Source organism: Microcoleus sp. w2-18bC1 (assembly GCF_036700365.1).
Classification (GTDB): domain Bacteria; phylum Cyanobacteriota; class Cyanobacteriia; order Cyanobacteriales; family Microcoleaceae; genus Microcoleus.
Window position 1 is genome coordinate 20,371 of sequence record NZ_JAUBOS010000059.1, and the last position, 19,573, is coordinate 39,943.

The 19,573-nt window shown below is 46.1% G+C and carries 13 protein-coding genes and 1 pseudogene; 5 read left to right on the forward strand and 9 right to left on the reverse strand.

Features of this window, described 5'->3' with window-relative positions; genetic code table 11:
* Positions 1 to 49: 49 nt before the first annotated feature.
* From QT979_RS22825 to QT979_RS22835, 3 genes and pseudogenes are all read right to left on the reverse strand, one after another.
* Positions 50 to 295, reverse strand: a pseudogene (locus tag QT979_RS22825) (IS1/IS1595 family N-terminal zinc-binding domain-containing protein); the annotation flags it as partial.
* A gap of 191 nt (positions 296 to 486) precedes the next feature.
* The gene (locus QT979_RS22830) at positions 487 to 1,461 is read right to left on the reverse strand and encodes an SPFH domain-containing protein (protein WP_333208876.1); all 975 of its coding nucleotides are present in this window, start codon (positions 1,459 to 1,461) and stop codon (positions 487 to 489) included.
* A gap of 130 nt (positions 1,462 to 1,591) precedes the next feature.
* A complete protein-coding gene (locus tag QT979_RS22835; protein ID WP_333208874.1) occupies positions 1,592 to 2,023 on the reverse strand; it encodes an NfeD family protein in 432 nt (143 codons plus the stop codon).
* Positions 2,024 to 2,357: 334 nt separating this feature from the next.
* Between QT979_RS22835 and QT979_RS22840 the strand changes: the two genes are divergently transcribed.
* The 5 genes from QT979_RS22840 to QT979_RS22860 all read left to right on the forward strand — a co-directional run bounded on the left by QT979_RS22840 (position 2,358) and on the right by QT979_RS22860 (position 9,331).
* Positions 2,358 to 4,553 (forward strand): protein phosphatase 2C domain-containing protein, encoded by a 2,196-nt coding sequence (locus QT979_RS22840; protein ID WP_333311772.1) that lies wholly within the window; start codon positions 2,358 to 2,360, stop codon positions 4,551 to 4,553.
* Positions 4,554 to 5,400: 847 nt separating this feature from the next.
* On the forward strand, positions 5,401 to 7,308 hold the full coding sequence (dxs, locus tag QT979_RS22845) for a 1-deoxy-D-xylulose-5-phosphate synthase (protein WP_333311773.1): 1,908 nt from the start codon (positions 5,401 to 5,403) through the stop codon (positions 7,306 to 7,308).
* Positions 7,309 to 7,420: 112 nt separating this feature from the next.
* Positions 7,421 to 7,738: a hypothetical protein gene (locus QT979_RS22850; protein ID WP_333208870.1), complete on the forward strand. Its 318-nt coding sequence runs from the start codon at positions 7,421 to 7,423 to the stop codon at positions 7,736 to 7,738.
* On the forward strand, positions 7,735 to 8,103 hold the full coding sequence (locus QT979_RS22855) for an aspartyl protease (protein ID WP_333208869.1): 369 nt from the start codon (positions 7,735 to 7,737) through the stop codon (positions 8,101 to 8,103). Before QT979_RS22850 ends, QT979_RS22855 begins: the two co-directional genes overlap by 4 nt.
* Before the next feature lie 7 nt (positions 8,104 to 8,110).
* Entirely contained in the window at positions 8,111 to 9,331 is a 1,221-nt protein-coding gene (locus QT979_RS22860; RefSeq protein WP_333208868.1) for an NAD(P)/FAD-dependent oxidoreductase, read from the forward strand.
* Between the two features lie 50 nt (positions 9,332 to 9,381).
* Here the strand turns inward: QT979_RS22860 and QT979_RS22865 are convergent, their stop codons facing one another.
* From QT979_RS22865 to QT979_RS22890, 6 genes are all read right to left on the reverse strand, one after another.
* Complete coding sequence (locus QT979_RS22865; RefSeq protein WP_333311774.1) at positions 9,382 to 11,799, reverse strand: sulfotransferase; 2,418 nt, start codon at positions 11,797 to 11,799, stop codon at positions 9,382 to 9,384.
* Between the two features lie 78 nt (positions 11,800 to 11,877).
* Positions 11,878 to 13,950 carry a Wzt carbohydrate-binding domain-containing protein gene (locus QT979_RS22870; protein WP_333311775.1) on the reverse strand — a complete coding sequence of 691 codons (2,073 nt, stop codon included), beginning with the start codon at positions 13,948 to 13,950 and terminating at the stop codon, positions 11,878 to 11,880.
* On the reverse strand, positions 13,951 to 14,742 hold the full coding sequence (locus tag QT979_RS22875; RefSeq protein WP_333208862.1) for an ABC transporter permease: 792 nt from the start codon (positions 14,740 to 14,742) through the stop codon (positions 13,951 to 13,953).
* Positions 14,739 to 15,989 (reverse strand): glycosyltransferase, encoded by a 1,251-nt coding sequence (locus tag QT979_RS22880; RefSeq protein WP_333208861.1) that lies wholly within the window; start codon positions 15,987 to 15,989, stop codon positions 14,739 to 14,741. Before QT979_RS22880 ends, QT979_RS22875 begins: the two co-directional genes overlap by 4 nt.
* A gap of 257 nt (positions 15,990 to 16,246) precedes the next feature.
* On the reverse strand, positions 16,247 to 17,563 hold the full coding sequence (locus QT979_RS22885; RefSeq protein WP_333208859.1) for a glycosyltransferase family 2 protein: 1,317 nt from the start codon (positions 17,561 to 17,563) through the stop codon (positions 16,247 to 16,249).
* 289 nt (positions 17,564 to 17,852) lie between these two features.
* Positions 17,853 to 19,049 carry a glycosyltransferase gene (locus QT979_RS22890; RefSeq protein WP_333311776.1) on the reverse strand — a complete coding sequence of 399 codons (1,197 nt, stop codon included), beginning with the start codon at positions 19,047 to 19,049 and terminating at the stop codon, positions 17,853 to 17,855.
* Positions 19,050 to 19,573: the final 524 nt, after the last annotated feature.

Genomic DNA, 19,573 nt, shown 5'->3' on the forward strand with positions numbered 1-19,573 from the left:
AGAGGGTTAGCCAATTTAACTGTCGATCATAAAAATCGGGCAAGAGTTATCCTAGTTGTTTTACCCAATTCATAATTGTTGTATGATGTACCCCTTTTACTCTTTCAATCTCCCTAAAACCCATGCCATTAACATACATTTTTAGGCATTCGTCTTTCACTTCTTGAGCATAACCTCTGTGCTGTTCATAGCAGTCTATAAATTGTCTACCACAGGTAACACACAGGTAGTTCTGCTTACCTTTTTTACGCCCATTTTTATTGATATGAGTTGACTTACATTCAGGACATTTCATAGAATATGACTTGTGTTAAATGGTCTTTTATGAATTGCTCTCAAAATCAATTATATCTTAATTCAGCAACGCCGATTATTTAATAATGTGGTGCGTGATGACACAATCATTTTTGCTATTCATGGTAACTCTGTATGAGGAGTTTCATCCCTCATACAGAGTTACCAGTCTCTTTCAATGGCTCATTCTAGCTAAGACTGCTTTTTCACGTCATTATTATTACCTTCCCCAACGATTGATCGCATTCCTTCGAGCGTAGCGGGAATGCTGCGCGGGTCCATAAACATCACCTTGCTGCTGCCACTGGTGCCAATTTTTAGACCCATATCCAGATAGTTTTGAGCTAACAAAAATTGTAAAGCTTCCCGCGCAGTGGGGTCATTTTGCAGAGTTTTGGCGATAATTTGCAAGGCCTCAGAAGTAGCTTGAGCTTTCAAAACCTGACTTTGGCGTTCTGCTTGAGCTTTCAAGACGATCGCCTTTTGTTGAGCTTCCGCTTCTAAAATAGTCGCTTTTTGGCGCGCTTCTGCATCCAAAACTTGCGCTTCTGCTTTACCTTTGGCGCTGTTAACTGCTGACTCGCGTTCGCCCTCGGATGTCAGAATTGCCGCCCGCTTGCGTCGATCGGCTGCCATCTGCAATTCCATCGATTCCTGTACAGTTTTAGAAGGGATAATATCCCGCAATTCTACCCGTGTTACTTTCACTCCCCAAGGATCGGTAACAATATCTAAATCTCTGAGCAATATTTCATTAATTTGAGAACGAGCAGTAAAGGTTTGTTCGAGATCCAGTTGACCCATTTCGGCGCGAATTTGAGTCAGCACCATATTTACCATTGCAGACTGGAGATTTTCTACTTTGTAACAAGCTTTTTCCAAGTCTACAATGCGCCAGTAAACCACAGCATCAACGGTGATGGAAACGTTATCGCGGGTAATACAAGCTTGCGGAGGAATATCTAAGACTTTTTCCCGAATTGTTTGTTCGTAAACGACCCGATCGAGAAACGGCTTGACAAAATTCAAACCTGGTTCGAGTCTCCTGCCACTGTATTTACCTAAAGTTTCCACCAGCGCTTCATTTCCCTGATTGATAATCTTGACGGAACCTGCGAGGGCTGAGCCGCCAAGTGCTAAAAATACAAGTAAAAAAAATTGTTCCACGGTTGCCTCCTATAAATGTTGACTTTTGACTAAAAACTAATGACTGATGACTTTTGACTAAAAACTGATGACTGATGACTAATGACTGATGACTAACTACTAATTGTCTGTGATTAATTCCACATTTTGTTTAAGAATGCAAGAGATTTTCGGGCAAAACTATCAGAGTAGTGCCTTTCCGTCCGACGACAATTACGTTTTGGTTGGGGGGGATAGTGGCCTTCGTGTCTTCGCAGCGAGCTTGCCAAGAATTCCCCTCATAAATGACTCGGCCGGCTTCTCCGGGGGGAATTTCTGTTAAAGTTTTGGCTTCCTGAGAATCTGCGATCGCCCTTGCGGTGCCTTTTGGTATCAACCGCCGAGACACCAGCACAAAAACTGTCGAAAATACCATCCACAGGAATATTTGTAAATTAACGTAAGGTAGAACTAGAGAGCATCCAGCTACCGCGAAGGCGCTCAGTCCCATCATAAAAGCGACAAAAGCAGTCGGGAGAAATAGCTCTGCCAAACAGAGCAAAGACCCAGCTATCAGCCAAAGGAGCGTAGGAGTCAAGATCATAAAAAGAATAGGTGATACTATTTAGATCTTAGATTGGAAATTTAAGATTTAAGAATTGCCAACAACTGACTATGCAAGGGTTTGCGACTTGCAGCCCCTCAGAGCGATTTTTCGCGCAGCGGTACCAGGTTGAGGCTTCCATCGTACTCCAAGTCTGAGTTTAGTAACTTAAATTACAATTTAAGCCGGTGCAGACTGGCAGAAACTACAATTTCTAGGGGCCCAAAGGCAGTTAAGAAATTGATAGGGGCTAAAATCAGTTTATTCTCAAGCTCATGAATTTGGGCTGGCGAATCATATATCTTCAGAATCTTTTTACACAAACTATTTCGATATGATCAGCAGTTTCTCCGAACCCATTTATTGCCCGAATCTTAGCTGTCCCGATCCCCGCAATACCTTTGGCCGCCAGCACTGTGCAGCGTGCGAAACGGATTTAATTTATCGCTATGTGTGGGTGGTGGGGCAAGCAGCCGAGGAAGTGCCGACGGGTAAGGTAATAGCCGATCGATACTTTGTCATTGCACCCCAAATCTGGCTCGACAGCCGTCCAGCTTTGCCTCCGAGCGTCCCGGAACAACTGCCGGATACGATTATGCCTTACCTGCATTTGTATCCCCAACGGCTGCATACGCCGGAAGTATACGGTTTTTGTTCCCTAGGGGAAGCACCGGAAGCGACAGAGGTGCTGTTGTTGGAAAATGTGCCCATCAATAATTTCGGTCGCCTGTATCCTTCTATTTTAGAAGCTTGGTCTGCGACAACCGCCGCGCGCCAAGTTTACTGGCTGTGGCAAATGCTCCAACTGTGGGCGCGACTATCGGAACAGGGAGTCGCTTCGAGTTTGCTGGTACCGGAAAATTTGCGGGTGGAAGGTTGGCGGGTACGCCTGCTGGAACTGCACCGGGGCAATTTTGTACCGACGCTACGGGATTTGGGAGATGTGTGGTCAGGTTTGGTGGAATCAGCGCAACCCGAGGTGCAGTCGAAACTCGGAGAAATTTGTCAGTTTATGCGCCGCAGCAGCATGAATTTCGACGCGATCGCCCTGGAACTAAACGATTTACTATTAGAACAAGCCGCTCAATTGCCTCTGCACTTAGAAGTAGTCGGCATGACTGATACCGGGCCACAGCGCTCCCAAAATGAAGACAGTTGCTATCCGGTTGCTGCTGATTTTCAATTTAGCAAAACTTCAGGGGGCGAGAAATTAATTCCTTACTTAACAATGGTTTGCGACGGGGTTGGAGGCCACGAAGGAGGAGAAGTTGCCAGTCAATTAGCCGTGCAATCCCTGAAAGCTTTAATCCAAAATTTGCTCGCAGAAATTGCTCAACAAGAAGAGTTGATGACGCCAACAATGGTGATCAAGCAACTCGAAGAAATAGTCCGAGTTGTGAATAATGTGATTTCTGCTCAAAATAATGAGCAGGGAAAAGAGTTGCGGCAACGGATGGGGACGACTTTGGTGATGGCCCTCCAGTTGCCTCAAAAAGTGAAAAATTCCGAGGATTTGCCCTCAAATAACAGCCACGAACTTTATTTAGTCAATGTTGGAGACAGCCGCGCTTATTGGATTGGCAGAAATTACTGTCACCGGCTGACTGTGGACGACGACGTAGCCTCAAGGGAAGTCCAGCTAGGACATTGTTTATATTGGGAGACTCAACTGCGATCGGATGCAGGAGCCCTGACTCAAGCTTTGGGCACGCGGGATGCCGATTTCCTGCGCCCGACGATTCAGCGATTTATTGTCGAAGAGGAAGGCTTACTGCTGCTGTGTTCCGACGGTTTGAGCGACAACGACTGGGTAGAGAAATCTTGGGAGAATTATGGCCCAGAGGTGCTTGAGGGCAAAATGTCTTTGGAAGCGGCAGTTCAGTCTTGGATTCGTCTCGCCAACGAGAAAAATGGTTATGACAACACCTCCGTGGTAGCGACTCACTGTCGGATGTCGCCGGAGAGATTGGTACTGTTTGATCCGGCGGTGGCCTCAGCGCCGGCGTCAGCGCCAGTGTCAGCCTCGGTGTCGCTGCCGCCTTCCCTCGCTGCGTCCCTCCAGAAGTCCGGGAGGATTCCAGAATCTCAGCTTTCAGAATCGTCCAAACAGTTGTTGTACCCCGAAACTTCCCCCGCCCCGGAACCAGTTCAAAAACGGCGCTCCAAGCTGCCGCTGCCCCTACTGGGGGTGTTGGGGCTGATATTAGCCGGCGGCGGTTTAGGTTTGTGGGTGCAAAGCCTCCAAAGCCCGCAGCCAGATCCCGCACAACTTCCACCACCGCCGGAAACTCCCGCCCCAAGTCCTTCGGAGACTCCCTCGCCCGGGGCCGAGAGTCCCTCGCCGTCGCCGGAATCGACTCCTGCGGAAATTCCGCCGCCCGGGGCCGAGAGTCCCTCGCCGTCGCCGGAATCGACTCCTGCGGAAATTCCGCCGCCCGATAGCGAGAGTCTCTCGCCGTCGCCGGAATCGACTCCTGCGGAAATTCCGCCGCCGGAAGAAGCGGAAACTCCTTTGCCATCAGCAGAGTAAGCGAGAGTCTCTCGCCGTCGCCCGAATCCACTTTGAGCTTACAAAACAATGCTTCGAGAGTCGCAGCTCTCTACTATCCAAATTCGGGAAAACTTTCCCAGTGTAAATGGAATGATTTCTGCTAGAGGTCGTTGATTTACAGCATATTCCATGTAGATGTAGATCGCGAGAAACCGGGTTTTTTGAACAGAATCAGTAAGGATGCGAGAACTGTAAAGAAACCTGGTTTTGCGCGGTGTGCTTTATAAACCTGGAATACGCTGTATATAAATCACACTTCATACCAATTTAATGTGAAGTTGCACATATCTCGATCCCCCTAAATCCTCCTGGTTGTTGGGGGACTTTGAGAACAATCTTGTCCCCCCCTTATTAAGGGGGGCGCCAGGGTGATCGGATTCTATGCAACCTCATAAAAAATTGGTATCACAGGGGAGCATCTCACTTTTGCAGCCAAGCTAGAAATTGGAGTTTTGAGCCAGAAGAAGTGTTTTTACAAATATGAGATGCTTCCATCACAGTTAATGATTTTGTATCATAGTCCGCTTGCAGAAACAAGATGGCTAAAAAGTCAGCCATCACTACAAAAAGTAGTTAAAAATGCTTAATAATTTCCGTGCAGCTAACAATTAGCGATTAGCAACTAACAAGATAAGCTTTTTTTATCTTGACGGCGCACAATTTATTAACTATAATTACCAGGCTAAAAATAACAAAAATCTTACGCCTAACAGTTTTTCTCAAATAACCGTTAAACTATTCTAACGTTTGCGCGTACCCAACCTCGCAGGCACAACCTATATCTGTTAAGGATTCGTCCTGATTCACAGGAGCAAGATTTTAAAATATGCATCTCAGCGAACTGACTCACCCAAACCAATTACACGGCCTCTCGATTCATCAACTCGAACAAATTGCCCGACAAATTCGAGAAAAGCATTTAGAAACTGTAGCCGCTAGCGGCGGCCACCTCGGCCCAGGATTGGGTGTAGTCGAACTGACCTTAGCACTCTACCAAACACTCGACCTCGATCGCGACAAAGTTACTTGGGATGTCGGCCACCAAGCTTATCCTCACAAATTAATCACCGGCCGCTACAACCAATTCCACACCCTACGCCAAAAAGACGGCGTTGCAGGCTATCTCAAGCGCTGCGAGAGCAAATTTGACCACTTCGGCGCAGGTCACGCTTCCACAAGCATTTCCGCAGCGTTAGGAATGGCAATGGCGCGCGACCTCAAGGGGGAAAACTTTAAAACTGTAGCAGTCATCGGCGACGGCGCATTGACTGGCGGCATGGCACTCGAAGCCATCAACCACGCGGGCCATATGCCGAAAACCAATTTGTTAGTTGTGCTCAACGACAACGAGATGTCAATCTCGCCCAACGTCGGTGCAATTACGCGGTATTTGAACAAGATGCGATTGTCGCCACCGGTGCAGTTTCTCAAAGATAACTTAGAGGAACAATTCAAACACATTCCCTTTGTCGGTGAAACTTTTACTCCAGAAATGGAGCGCCTCAAAGAAGGAATGAAACGCTTGGCTGTCTCGAAAGTTGGAGCAGTAATTGAAGAATTGGGCTTTACTTACATGGGCCCGGTAGATGGACACAATTTGGAAGAGTTAATTGCCACTTTCAAACAAGCTCATACCATCCAAGGGCCGGTGTTGGTTCACGTTGTGACGGTGAAAGGCAAAGGATATGCGATCGCCGAAAAAGACCAAGTAGGATATCACGCCCAAAATCCCTTTAACTTAGCCACCGGCAAAGGCATTCCATCCACTAAACCCAAGCCTCCAGCTTACTCGAAAGTCTTTGCCCACGCCCTGGTCAAGCTAGCAGAAGATAATCCCAAAATTGTCGGCATTACTGCTGCAATGGCAACCGGAACAGGCCTGGATAAACTTCATGAAAAACTGCCTAAACAGTACATTGATGTCGGGATTGCTGAACAGCACGCCGTGACTTTATCCGCTGGTTTAGCCTGCGAAGGAATGCGCCCGGTTGTGGCAATTTACTCGACATTTGTGCAGCGAGGCTATGACCAAATAATTCACGATGTTTGCATCCAAAATTTGCCAGTTTTCTTCTGTTTGGATCGCGCAGGCATTGTCGGTGCTGACGGCCCCACTCACCAAGGAATGTACGACATTGCCTTCTTGCGTTGCCTGCCAAATATGGTAGTTATGGCACCAAAAGATGAGGCAGAATTGCAGCGGATGATAGTCACGGGAATCAACCACACCAGCGGCCCGATCACGATGCGTTACCCGCGTGGCAACGGTTACGGCGTACCTTTGATGGAGGAAGGTTGGGAAGAATTGCCGATCGGCAAAGCCGAAATTCTCCGCAACGGCGACGATGTGCTGATCTTGGGTTACGGTTCAATGGTTTATCCGGCAATGCAAACTGCCGAGATGCTGAGCGAACACGGTATTGAAGCAACTGTGATCAATGCGCGTTTTGTCAAGCCTTTGGACACCGAATTAATCTTGCCTTTAGCACAGCGAATCGGCAAAGTTGTCACAATGGAAGAAGGCTGTTTGATGGGTGGCTTCGGTTCCGCAGTTGCTGAATCTTTGCTCGACAATAATGTTCTCGTGCCACTGATGCGGCTGGGCGTACCAGATACATTAGTAGATCATGCAACGCCAGAGCAATCATTTGCAAGTTTAGGATTAACTCCGTCGCAAATGTGCGATCGTATCTTAGCAACATTCAGCCGCAAACAGGCTCCTGTTAGCGTGTAAATAGCTAGAATTGTAGGGTGTGCCTAGCGCACCTTACTCTTCGACATCCGATCTATGACAGTGAAAGAGGAGCATGATTGAAGGAAGATTTGAGGATAAGGGAGAAAAAACAATGACTAACGTGAAACCAAATCGTACCGTGCGGCGGGGAAGATTGTTCCCCGAAATTCAGTGGTCAGAAGAAAAAAAAGCCCAGTGGCGAGCTGAAAGAGAAGCATTTTATCAGCGCTGCAAACCAATTTTCGATCGCCTCAAACCAGAATTGATTAAAACCCACTACAACTGGTACATGGCGGTTGAACCTGATAGCGGGGAATATTTTATCGACAAGGATGATATGCAAGTTGCAAACATAGCCCATGAAAAATACCCGAAAGCTAAATTGCAGGTTTTTCGGATCAATGAAACCGGAGTTTGTGGCACAATATGATTCAAGGAAGATTTGGTGATGAGGACGAGCTATTTTTTGAACTTGAACTGATTGCTGATAACGGCTTAGAATTACCTGTTGATGCTCTGCTTGATACAGGTTTTTCTGGCTGGTTAGCAATGGACAGTCAGGATTTAGATGGACTGGATTGGACATATGTGAAACAAGAAAAAATGCGAACAGCCAAGGGAGAATTTGATTTTGAACTTTATGTAGGAAAAGTGCGTATTGATTACCTAGAATTTGACATTCCCGTTCATGTGGGTGACGGAGTACCGGAAATTTTAATAGGTCGCCAGTGGCTGAAAACTCGGCGGTTAGTAGTTGATATGCCTGCGGGTATTTTGACATTGGAAGCGAGTTAAAAGCAAAATGAATTTAAAAAGTTTTGACATAGTAATAGTCGGAGCAGGCCCAGCAGGCGGTCACTGCGCGAGAATCCTAGCCCAATCCGGTCACAAAGTCTTGCTGGCAGAGCAAAACGACAATTTTTATAAAAATGACTTTTCTAGCGCCGCTACACCTCTAGAAACTCTCTCTAAATTCGATTTACCTAAATCCGTTATCGGCAGTTTTTGGCACAAACTTACTATTGAAACTAGCAAAGTCAGTCAAACTTGGGAGTCTCCCGAAAGCTTGGGAGTTGTTCTCAATTTTGCTAAATTTAGAGCATTTTTGGCCAGCGAAGTTGAGCGATTTGGCGGTGAAGTTTGGCTTGGTTATCGCTACACCGGACATTCACAAAGCAAGAGCGAAACAACAGTCGAGTTTAAACAGTTATCCGACGGTCAACTTATCAAAGTTAGCACTAAAGTATTGGTTGATGCTACTGGCTTTGCTAGGGCGATTATGTACGAAAAAGAGAATGATAAGCCTGATTTTTTGTCGGGAACCGGAATCGAATATTTGATTGAAGTAGAGCCAGAAGTTTACAATAAATACAGCGGTGATTTAATCTTATTTGTGGGCGATAAATGGATGCCTAAAGGTTATTCTTGGATATTTCCCATGGAACAAAATAGGCTGAAAGTTGGTGCTGCCCGCATTTTTTTAGATCAGAAAACACTGAGGCATTTGTCACCGCTGAAAAAATATATTGATTTACTGATTGATGAATATCTAAAGTCTAAAAATTATAAAATTCTTGACAAACACGGTTCCATGCTGAAGTATAGTCGTGGTTTGAAGGATATTTATTGCAAGCATAATATAATTGCGATCGGCGATAGTGTTTCGACAGTAAATTTTTTGGGTGGCGAAGGGATTAGACACGGGATGGATGGTGCCCAAATCGCGGGGAAATATATTCAAAGGTATTTGGAGGGGAAAATCTCAGATTTTCGGGATTATGAGACGGAAATGCACCGCAAGTTTGATCGGAAATGGAATATTTCGGAACGGTTGGCGGTGAGAAAGTATATCGATGATGTTAATGATGAACTGACCGATAAAATAATTTCTTATTTAAAGTATATGAAAACTGAAGATGTGATGGATATTTTATTTTATTATAAATTTGAGAAAATTTCCAGAGGGTTAGGCGGTTATTTGCAGAGAAAAATCAAGGAATTGATTAATAAATTTCACTTGTAAGGTGCGTCCGTTGAGAGATTGTTAGTTGAGGGAAAAATCTCGCTGATTGACTAAGCTAATTTTAAGGCATTTTCTGCGGTGACTTGAATGCGCGGCAGCGACAATAAAGAATCTTCAAAACTGCTCAAATTTAATGTATATGATACACCAAAAGTATATCCACTCGCTCCAATTAAATGCGCTACAATTGGATCAACATCGCCGTAAGGATAGGCAAAACATTTAACAGGTTTCTCTAATTCCCGTTCCAAGATAGCACGGGATTTGCCTGCCTCCCGCACAATTTCTGTCGGCGACAATGGAGTCAAAGGTTGATGAGTGGCAGACATAGAACCAAATTCAATCCCTGCATCCCTCAGTTGCAAAATTTCCGACCATCCCATTAACGGCACTTCTTCAAATTCCGCTTTTTCCCAACTATTTGTCTTTCCTATTGACTCCGCTACGAGAAAAACAGTTGCTGTAAAATCAAACCGTTTTAGTAGAGGCCAAGCATATTGGAAAAAGTCGAGATAGCCGCCGTCAAATGTCATCAATACAGCTTTACCGGGTAAAGGAGTTTTAGCCAGTTTCGCGCTTCGCCAATTTTCCCAACTCGCACTGTAATAACCCAGATTTTTGAGATTGTGTAACTGTTGTTCAAAAATTTGGGGAGTAACTGCGTCTAAACCGTCAGGAGAAATGTGGCGGTAGGAGAGAATCGGGAGTTTTTGTGTAACGCTATGGTTGTCCAAAAGTTGAGGTTTCACGGAGTGAGAAACTTCCCGATAAGAAGATTTTGAGCCAATGATTTCCGGTGCGTAAAATACTTGCTTTGGAAACTTATTTTCTTGGGGAATTTGCATTGTCGGTTCCCCAGCGATTGCTGCGACTGACTCGATTTCCGGCAGCGCCGCCGCCGGGAGTGAGGCGCGGCGGCTGACACTCGTCCCGATCGCACCCGATCGCCTGCCGAACATCACCGCATTTTGGGGGTAAATGCCCCCTGCACCCGGTGCATTCAACCAGTCGGGCAAATTAGACCTTTGTTGAGCACAAGAGGCTAAGCGCGATCGTAGCCATTGCTTGCCGTTGAGTGGTTTTCCCAGCAAAGCTTCTCGCACGGTGGCGATGCACAACTCAAAACCCATATTTCGATTAATTGTCGATCGCAATTTTTGAGCCGAAACAAAATTATTTTCCACCGCAACAGTGACAATACCGACAGCAACGCCGCCTACTTTCACCAGCACATTTATTTCAGAAAGCTCAACTTTTATATTAGCAAATTCCTCGCTAACTTCTACAGAAATCAAATCTTTTTCGAGGGTAATTGTTGGGACTTTCTCAGCTATTTCAGGCTTGTAGAAATCCTCCAAATGCCAATGCGGACGCCCCCATAATTCTTGCATAAATAGCGTCCAGTCATGTTTAGGGTGCAATGGTTCCAGCAAATTTTCCCACAATTTATTGCCTTTTTCGCAGCGATTGCGTTGAAAGAAGCGATCGAGAATTTGCCAAGCAAACTGGGCTGCAACCGCATCCGCCAAAACCGCAGCCGCCACCATGCCATCGCAAATAGGCAATTCAATAATACCGAGTTGAATTCCTTCTAGTTGGATCGTACAGCACAGGCGATCGCATATTTGCAAAGCGTAAATATCCGAAATTGGTTCGCTCACTTCCACCGTAACTTTCCACGCCATTTCACCCTGGACTCGCTGAATTTTCTCTAAAATATATCTAATTTCATTTCGCGTGAAAATTTTATGATATTTGTGAACGTTACTACTTTTGACATCTCTCTCAATTCCTTTATGCCAAGGTAGATTTAAACTTAGCTTGGCTGCTTTTTCTTGATAATTAACGAGCATTGTATCGTCATATTCAATGCCCATAAAATTACAAATTTGTCCTAAAATTAGTGTTTTGTTATCTAAAAGTTCCTCATATTTAACTAATATATGATTGGATTTATTAATGTATTTGTGGCTAGTTAACATCGCGTGTTCCCACCGATAGATACAGTGGTTTAAATCCCAACCAGCGCCCCACAATTCGTTAAAACTCCTAGTAGCATCATACATAGAAGCTATTGTATCCATACCGTTTCGCAAAATATGTATAAATTTCGCATCCGGCAAAAAGCGCTCTATGTCATCAATAAAATATATGTGTTCCGGCGTTTTTTCCAACCAAATGCTTTTTTTTTGTTCAGCAGCCAAACCATCCAAAACTCTCACAAACCAACTAGCTTTAGCTTCCACAGTTTGGCTGTCATCAAAATCTTTCAAAAGTTCAGGACGTTTAATCTCATCCTTAAAAAAAGCTTCCATTCTACCTGGCAACTTTCCCGCAAACTGATCGTATAGCAAATAGTGAAAAAACTTAGATTCTGGAAAAGAAATAACTTCGGGATGAGCAGCTAATAAGCTTTGAAGAATTGTCGTGCCACTGCGAGGCGAGCCTAGGAGAAATATGCGTTTCATAACATTTTGCAATTATTATAATTAACTCTAGATTTTGAGGTGGGTTGGGTTTCGTTCTCGGAACCCAACCTGCCAATTCTAACTCCAAGTAAAATCCTGTTTTAACAAATCAGATAGTTCCTGATTATAAGGCTTGAAATAATCTGTCAGTTGTTGTTCGATTGCTGCTGGTATTTTGCTGTACTCCTCGATCGCATTAATCTCATATTGTTTACTTGCGATCGCACTAATATCCAAGAAATCTAACACTTCCGAAAAAACTTTATCGGTATTTGCCTCAAAATCTTCGCTTTTGAGAATTAGCAACTGTTCCCTCGGAAAATAATCAAGCCAATTCCTGATTTGTTCAACATAAATTCCTCGCGACAAATACGAATAATGTTGGTGGTTGAAACTGTAATAACTTTGATCGGTTTTAATTTTTTCAATTTCACCTTTTAGGCGATCGGGTTCGGAAGTAATCGCCTTTTCAAAATCCAGCTTTTCGCAGCCGATCGCCACTTCTAAATGATAGTGCAGCCAAGCTCGTTTGACCGGGTTTCGCAGCATTACAATCAGCTTAACATCCGGGAAACACTTGTAAACCCGCTCTGCCACCAACGGATGATAAATATAGTAAGGAGTCATTTCCCACAGCAACACCTTTTCATCCGCCACACTGCGCGTCAACTGCTTGCTGTACCAATCAACGCCCCGCTCAAAATTCAAATCAAAAAAGTGAATGTTGCGGGAACCATCTTTGATAATTTGCAAGTGATTTGCGAGATAGCCGGATAGAGGTTCCGTGCCGCACTTTTGAGCGCCAATAATTAAAAAGTCTGGTTCCTGCTTATTTTTCAACTGAGTCGAAATCTTGGCATAGGCGGGATTATCCTTATTCAATGCGTGAACTTTCTCGGCTGGTTCTGGTAAATCCGCAACCTGCATTTTGCCATCAAATTCCCAGCGGTAGGGCGGACAAAGAATCGTTTTTTGGTTGACAGTCGATCGCACATACAGCGGATAAAGGTGCCAATGATAATCGTAGGCGTAAGCAAAACTCTTCTCGTAAACCCCAGGATTCACATAATACTGACCGTTGCCTAAATCCAGCCTGTCTACGTGCAGGCGGATTGTGCCTTTCCCTTCCGCCAGTGGCAGCAATCTGCCCATTTGATTAGTATTAGTTTCAAAACAACTTTGACCGTCTTCCCGGCTAATTGTCACGCCAAAAATAGCAGCCGAAATTGGCTTCGGTACAGAATAATGAATTTCCACAGTAATAGAATCGCCACTGTTTATCTCATCATCCGGCAACACTTTAACATCCGTAATTTCTACTTCCAAAGAACCGAAGCGATTGTCATTGATTCGCAGTTGTGAACCCATACTCGTCACTTCAGGAGGACGCATGGGAGTGCGTTGTTCGGTTGCTGGGCGCATTTCCGACAAATACTGACCGACTACCACTTCCGGTTCCCCGTAAGCCACGATTTCACCTGATTTCAGCCACAAAGCCCGATCGCACAGTTTATGAATTTGCGCCGCGTTGTGAGAAATCAAAACAATCGCACATCCTTGATTCTTAAACTCGGTGATTCTGTTCAAACATTTATTTTGAAAAGCCACATCACCAACCGACAAATGTTCATCAACTAACAGCACTTCTGGATCGGTGTGAACCGCCACCGAAAAAGCCAGCCGCATTTGCATCCCGGTACTGTAAGTCCGCATCGGACTATCAATAAACTGTTGCAATTCCGCAAATTCAACAATATCATCAAACCGGCGCGCAGCTTCCCGACGAGTCAAACCGGCCACCACTGCACCCACAAACACATTTTCTCTGCCCGTTAAATCCGAGTGAAAACCCGCACCCAAATCCAACAAACCGCCAATTCTGCCATTAACTTCAATAGTTCCTTCTTGAGCATAGCCGATACCGCCAACAAGTTGCAGCAGCGTCGATTTTCCCGCGCCATTCTTGCCGAGAATTCCCAGCATTTCGCCGGGAGAAACAGTGAAATTGATATCCCGCAGTGCCCAAAAACGCGCCTGCGGTTTCATCTGCCGAAAACCCGCCAAAGCGGCCTGCATAATCGTATAAGGTCGATCGGCAGAGTAGCGGTTGAAACGTTTCCCCAAACCCTTGACAACAATAGCTTGACGCATTTACAATTCCTCCACAAAAGTATTGCTTTGCCGTCTAAAAATTCCCAGTCCGATCGGCAAAAGAGCAGCCACAACCAAGCTAACAATTAACAGCGCCAGCCAATCCGGCTGCGTACCTTTGAGCAGTATGGCGCGGTAAGCTCCAAGCAGTGGCACCATAGGATTTAACTGATACAAAGGCTGAAATTGTTTCGGGACGCTGTTGAGGTCGTAGAAAATCGGAGTCAGGTAAAACAGCATCTGCAAAACTACGCCCAAAGTATGCTGAGTATCGCGAAAAGTGACATTCAAAGCGGCGAGGGGATAAGCCAAACTGACTGTCAAAATAAACTGAATAACCATCAGCAGCGGCAACACAAACAGCACAGCACTCGGCTGAACGCCATCAATTGCCAGAAAGATAATTAACACCGGCAAAGCTAACAGAAAGTGAATTAGCCCAGTCATAGTAGTGACTACCGGCAAAATTGCCGTGGGAAAATTAGGCTGTCTGATTAGCGCTTTATTGTTGGTAATTAATCCCGTTGCTTGAAATAATGCGGTTTGAGACCAACTCCAGATTAACAAACCGCTGAAAGCAAAGGAAGAAAATTGCGGAATGTTAATCGGTATAACAGAACGAAACACAAAGGAAAATACAGCTAACTGCAACAGCGGATTGATTAAAGTCCAAGCAATCCCCAAAGCCGATCGCTTGTAAAGTAATTTCATATCGCGATCGACCAACACCCGCAGCAAATCGAAGAAATGAGCAATTTTGCGCCTATCAATCAGCTTTGGAACACTTCTCATCGCACACCTCCGGCAACTTCCTGCGGTTCAGATTGTAGTTGCTCTTCCGGCTCAATCTCAGCTAACTGCTGCGCCTGCAACTGCGCTTTTCTGTAAGCAAAAGGACTGTCGAGAGCTCCCAGCAACTCGCTGACTACCAACTTGCGCGGCAGCCAACCCGGAGACCCCAAGCGGCGCACCAGCCACCAACCAAGCCACTGAAACATAGCAAATTTCCAAATTTCCCAGCGCGGCACAGTCCGGTTGCGATAGCACGTGAGTACATAAGCCCCAAAACCGCGCCCGTTATCCTGCAACTGTCGGCTCAAAGCATCGGCGCTGCGCCGGTGCAAGTGCCACACAAAAGCTCTCGGCTCATAAAAAGTCGAGTATCCCTTAGCCAAAATCCGATGAAACATCTCAATATCCCCACCACCGCGAGTCGCAGTCCCCACATCGAGAGCAACATCAAAATTGCCCACAGCCTCGAAAACTTGCCGCCGGAAAGCCATATTCGCTCCCACGCCGTATTTGCTAGCCCACAGCAACTCCCGCACAGAAAGTTTGCTACCGTCGGTTTTGTGGCGGTCGAGGTTTTGCAGCATTCCGCCATATATCAGTTCAAATTGCTGTTGTGGCAAGGTTTCCAGTTCGGCTGCCGCCACTAAACCGCTCACGGCCATAATTTCTGGGTCAGCAAACGCCGAAGCAATACCCCGCAGCCAACCGCGATCGGGCCGCACGTCGTCGTCAGTAAAAGCAATAATCTCATGCCGCGCTTCCGCGATCCCGCGATTGCGCGCCCAGTCCAATCCTGGCCGTTCTTCCTTGACGTAGCGTACGGGCAATCGCGCGACTAATTCAGCGGTGCTGCTGCTTGCAGGAGCGTTGTCTATAACGATAATTTCGCGCTGGGGATAGTCGAGGGCGAGCAGAGCTTCCAGAGCGCCTTTGAGCAAATCTGTGCGATCGCGCGTGCAGATGACAACACTAATTGACGGCAGGTCGCCATCCGCCACTGCTTCAGAAACAGCGCCGAACTGCTCTCCTAAAGTCGATCGCACCAACTCTTTTCCTAACTGATCCACAATTGTTTGTCGCACTCGCTCAGCGGAAATTGTTTGTTCCCAGGGATTGTTACTAACATAAGCCCAGCCCAGAGGCCGTCCCCGGTAGCGAACTAAAATCCGAACTCCTTCGTATTGTTCGAGTTGCCTAATCGGATTAATCTGTTCGGCAAACTCAATCTCCATAACTTTTATTGCCATAACTTGCTCCTGAAAATTTTGCAGCGGGCACTAGATAGAAAAGTTTTCACTTGGGGCTTTTAAGTTTGGGGTGGCAATTTTCCAATTTCCCAACTTTTGAGGTTTGAGTTTTTGGTTTAACTTCCCCGAATTCAGTAGATATGCACGAAAAAAAATATCTTCTAGGGGCTAGTTTAGCTAAGCATAACGAGATATAAGCGAGAAGATGAAGGCACTCACCTGCCCGAATCCTGTAATCTTTATTTGCACCTATTTACTTAGCTATTAATGGCTAACTCGTAAGTTTCAAAAGCAACTAAAGATTTTTCTTCAAGCGTTTCAGCACTGCGGGGCATACCGTTAACCGCGATCGCCCCAGCCAGCGGTTGAGCAAAGTGAAGCGCCAGAATCGATCGCAAGTGAGCGCCCCGCAGCGGTTCCGCCCCCGCTTGCGGAAAAATATGGCCGACTGTTAGTTGGTCGTAATACAGGTAAACCCCAGCCGGTCGTTCCGCGTCCAGTAGACTTTCTGCCGCTTCCCAACCTTGCTGCAAATCAATGTTAATTTCATGTCCGCCCAAATCAGAACGGGCCGGGCCCCCTTGCATAAAACTAGAAATAGCAGAGCGACTTTTTAGCTCATCAATCACACCCCGCAAATACCAATAACCGCGCAATTTTGCCCGCAACCACCGCCAAGTTTCCCGCATCCCCAAGCTTTCGAGCAAATCCAGAGATTTCCTGCCTCCCACAGCCAGCCAATCCATAACCGCCGGCCAGAAAAACGTGAGCGCCACCACAATCTTATCTACCAAAAAATAAGGAGTTTCGTAGTCTTTTATGTGCAGCGTCGGTCTGAGTTCCGGGTGTCGGCGGCCGATCAAAACATCCGATCGCCCTTCCTGACGAGACCGGCGGAAAGAGCGATCGAGATTGTTTGTTTCGTGTTCGTAATGATAGCCCACAGCATCCTGCGCTAAAGCAAAAGGTACATCAGCTTTCAGCAAACGCAGCCCAAACTCGTAATCTTCCCCGCCGCAGTTCCCGAAAGCCGAATCAAAGCCTTCGAGACGAGCAAACAGTTCTGCATCCAAAGAAATGTTGCCGCTGAGCAAATCTTGATAAGTAAATCGGTGACCAGGTTGGCTCATCTGATAAAACTTCTCTTCCCACCACGATCGCACTTCCACGTCAAAAAACCTAGTTGCTCCGTGCAACTTAGGCGGATAGGGCCCCATGACAGCCGCTCCTGGACGCTCTCGGTGAACCCGTGCGTGGCTTTCCACCAAAGGCGGCAGCGCTTCGATATCGTCGTCGAGAAACAGCAGCAATTTCCCGGTAGCCGAAGCCGCTCCTGTATTGCGGGCGATGGCAGCACTTCGGCAATTTACCTCGATCACCTGCAGTTTAAACGGAGGTTTGTAGTCTTGTAGCATTGCCAAAGTATCGTCAATGCAGCTATCTGCCACTACAATAACTTCCAGCAGGTCGAGCGGATAAGTCTGCGAGTGCACAGCATCAAGAGCGCGCCGCAGCGAAGAACTCCGATTGTGGCTCGGAATAATTATGCTAATTGTTGGATTTTCCCTATTCATATTAGATTGGTATTTGGTAATTAGTAGTTGTTCTTTGGGATTGGGGAATTAATATTTGGTATTTGGTATTTGGGGATTTATAAGTTGTGATTAAAATTTCAAACACTCTTACTTCTTCCCTATCCCCTCAATATCCATCTGTTAAATCCCTTAAATCCATTACACCATCCGTTGCCGGACTTCCCTTTTCCTCCTGACTAATGACTAATGACTAATCCCCAAAGCTTAGAACTTAGTTTCATTTCCCAGATTCATCATGTGAGTAAATCTAAAATCTAAAATCTAAAATCTAAAATCGATTGACTTCCCCTTTAACTTCCTGCAAACGCTTGCGAGAAGAAAAATAAGCCATCGGCCCGCTAATGCACCCCCGCATTTGAGCCAAAAGTAAATCACTAGGAATACAGTCCGGTTGCTTTCGCAAAGAAGCAAATAACTCAGGAATTTGCTTGTAATACAGCCATCCCCAAGCTAATAGAGGTACACTAAATTCTTTGTTGATTACAAACATCCGCGTCCAGAAAGCATAGACTCCGATTCCGTAGCATCGGAGCAAGTTGCGTAGTTCTTCCCAGGTGCGTCGATGGCGGTGCCAACTCAAGGCCCTCGGTTCGTAGACAATGCGGTAGCCCGATCGCAAAATGCGGGCAAACTGTGCGCTGTCTGAACCGGCCTTAGCAGGCGTACCCACGCCCAAAGCTTCGTCAAACAGCCCGATGCAGTCGATCGAACTTTTCCGCAAAGCCATACTCCCCGAAACCCCCAGTGGAGCTACAATCAGCGGATTGCAGTGCGCCCCGTCAAAAACTCGGCGCTCGAAGCCCTGCCCGTAGGGGCTGTAGAACTCAAACAATTCTTGCGCTTCGGTTTCCAGTTCTAGGGGCATCAGTAGCCCCGTGACACACATAACTCGCGGATCTCTGAAATTTCGCAACAGCGATCGCAGCCAGTTCGGATCGGGCGCAGCATCGTCATCTGTAAATGCTACGAATTCATGTTTAGCTTCGCGTAAAGCTCGGTTGCGGGCGGCGCTTTCGCCTGCTACATCTTCGCGCACATAGCGGATTTTTGGGTAATTTTTGACCAATTCACTGCTGGCCTCGGTGGCGGGACAATTGTCAATTACCAGGTATTCCTGACCATCATCAGGCAGCAGCATCAGCGCGTCTAGACAGCGCCGCAAATCTTCCGGGCGATCGCGCGTGCAAACTGCTACTGTGGCGATCGGCAATGCCTCCACCGGCCCCCGCTCATCCCATTCTAGAGTGTCGTAGAGCCAGTTTTTCCACAAGTTGTCACCCGCAGCATTCATCAGTTTTTCCCGTAATTCGTCACCGCCAAAGCGGCCTCCGACTACGGGCAAAAGAGCTTGACAGATCGGTTTTCCGTGCAGTCGAATTAAAATCAAGGCTTTACTGTAACGCTCCTCAACCGTAATTTCTGGCGGGAGTTTGGATATTTCCAGGTCAAGAATAGCTGTTGCCATTTTAGATTTTAGATTTTAGATTGGGAAAAAATCCTCGATACTCCCTATATTACCGGAGGTATTTTAGCAGAAATTGTTTTAGGGGATAGCAACTTCTCAATGCCATACTTGCCGATTGCTGATCGCGAATCAAAGATAAAGCCTCATTGTTTTTATTGCTTTTATTTATTTTTACTTTCAATTACCCGCTGATGTCAAGTTTTTTCCCAACACAACTTTTACCACCGGCAACGATCTCTCGTCGAGGCTTGTGTCAATTGCAGGTGTTATTGGCAGCCGACCGCCACCAAGCCTCGCCATTAATGCCACCTCTAAAAACCAGATTTTTTGACAAAACCCGGTTTTTGCGATCGTTCCTCATTTCCGCTTTAATTGCGATCGGGTACTATTCAAGGGAAATATACCAAACCATTAAGCACTCTCGCAATTCCAACTCTTGCAATTAGGTAGGGCTTGCTGAATATATCGCCCGCGTGTTACGTGGCCTGGGTTATTTGATCGCGCGCTCAATAGTAAAGTGCAAG

Excerpts from the sequence above, each read along its gene's own strand:
- QT979_RS22870 (WP_333311775.1), bottom strand. The coding sequence starts at position 13,950 with ATGCGTCAAGCTATTGTTGTCAAGGGTTTGGGGAAACGTTTCAACCGC.
- QT979_RS22875 (WP_333208862.1), bottom strand. The coding sequence starts at position 14,742 with ATGAGAAGTGTTCCAAAGCTGATTGATAGGCGCAAAATTGCTCATTTC.
- QT979_RS22840 (WP_333311772.1), top strand. The coding sequence starts at position 2,358 with ATGATCAGCAGTTTCTCCGAACCCATTTATTGCCCGAATCTTAGCTGT.
- QT979_RS22860 (WP_333208868.1), top strand. The coding sequence starts at position 8,111 with ATGAATTTAAAAAGTTTTGACATAGTAATAGTCGGAGCAGGCCCAGCA.
- QT979_RS22855 (WP_333208869.1), top strand. The coding sequence starts at position 7,735 with ATGATTCAAGGAAGATTTGGTGATGAGGACGAGCTATTTTTTGAACTT.
- dxs (WP_333311773.1), top strand. The coding sequence starts at position 5,401 with ATGCATCTCAGCGAACTGACTCACCCAAACCAATTACACGGCCTCTCG.
- QT979_RS22885 (WP_333208859.1), bottom strand. The coding sequence starts at position 17,563 with ATGAATAGGGAAAATCCAACAATTAGCATAATTATTCCGAGCCACAAT.
- QT979_RS22850 (WP_333208870.1), top strand. The coding sequence starts at position 7,421 with ATGACTAACGTGAAACCAAATCGTACCGTGCGGCGGGGAAGATTGTTC.
- QT979_RS22890 (WP_333311776.1), bottom strand. The coding sequence starts at position 19,049 with ATGGCAACAGCTATTCTTGACCTGGAAATATCCAAACTCCCGCCAGAA.
- QT979_RS22835 (WP_333208874.1), bottom strand. The coding sequence starts at position 2,023 with ATGATCTTGACTCCTACGCTCCTTTGGCTGATAGCTGGGTCTTTGCTC.
- QT979_RS22865 (WP_333311774.1), bottom strand. The coding sequence starts at position 11,799 with ATGAAACGCATATTTCTCCTAGGCTCGCCTCGCAGTGGCACGACAATT.
- QT979_RS22880 (WP_333208861.1), bottom strand. The coding sequence starts at position 15,989 with ATGGCAATAAAAGTTATGGAGATTGAGTTTGCCGAACAGATTAATCCG.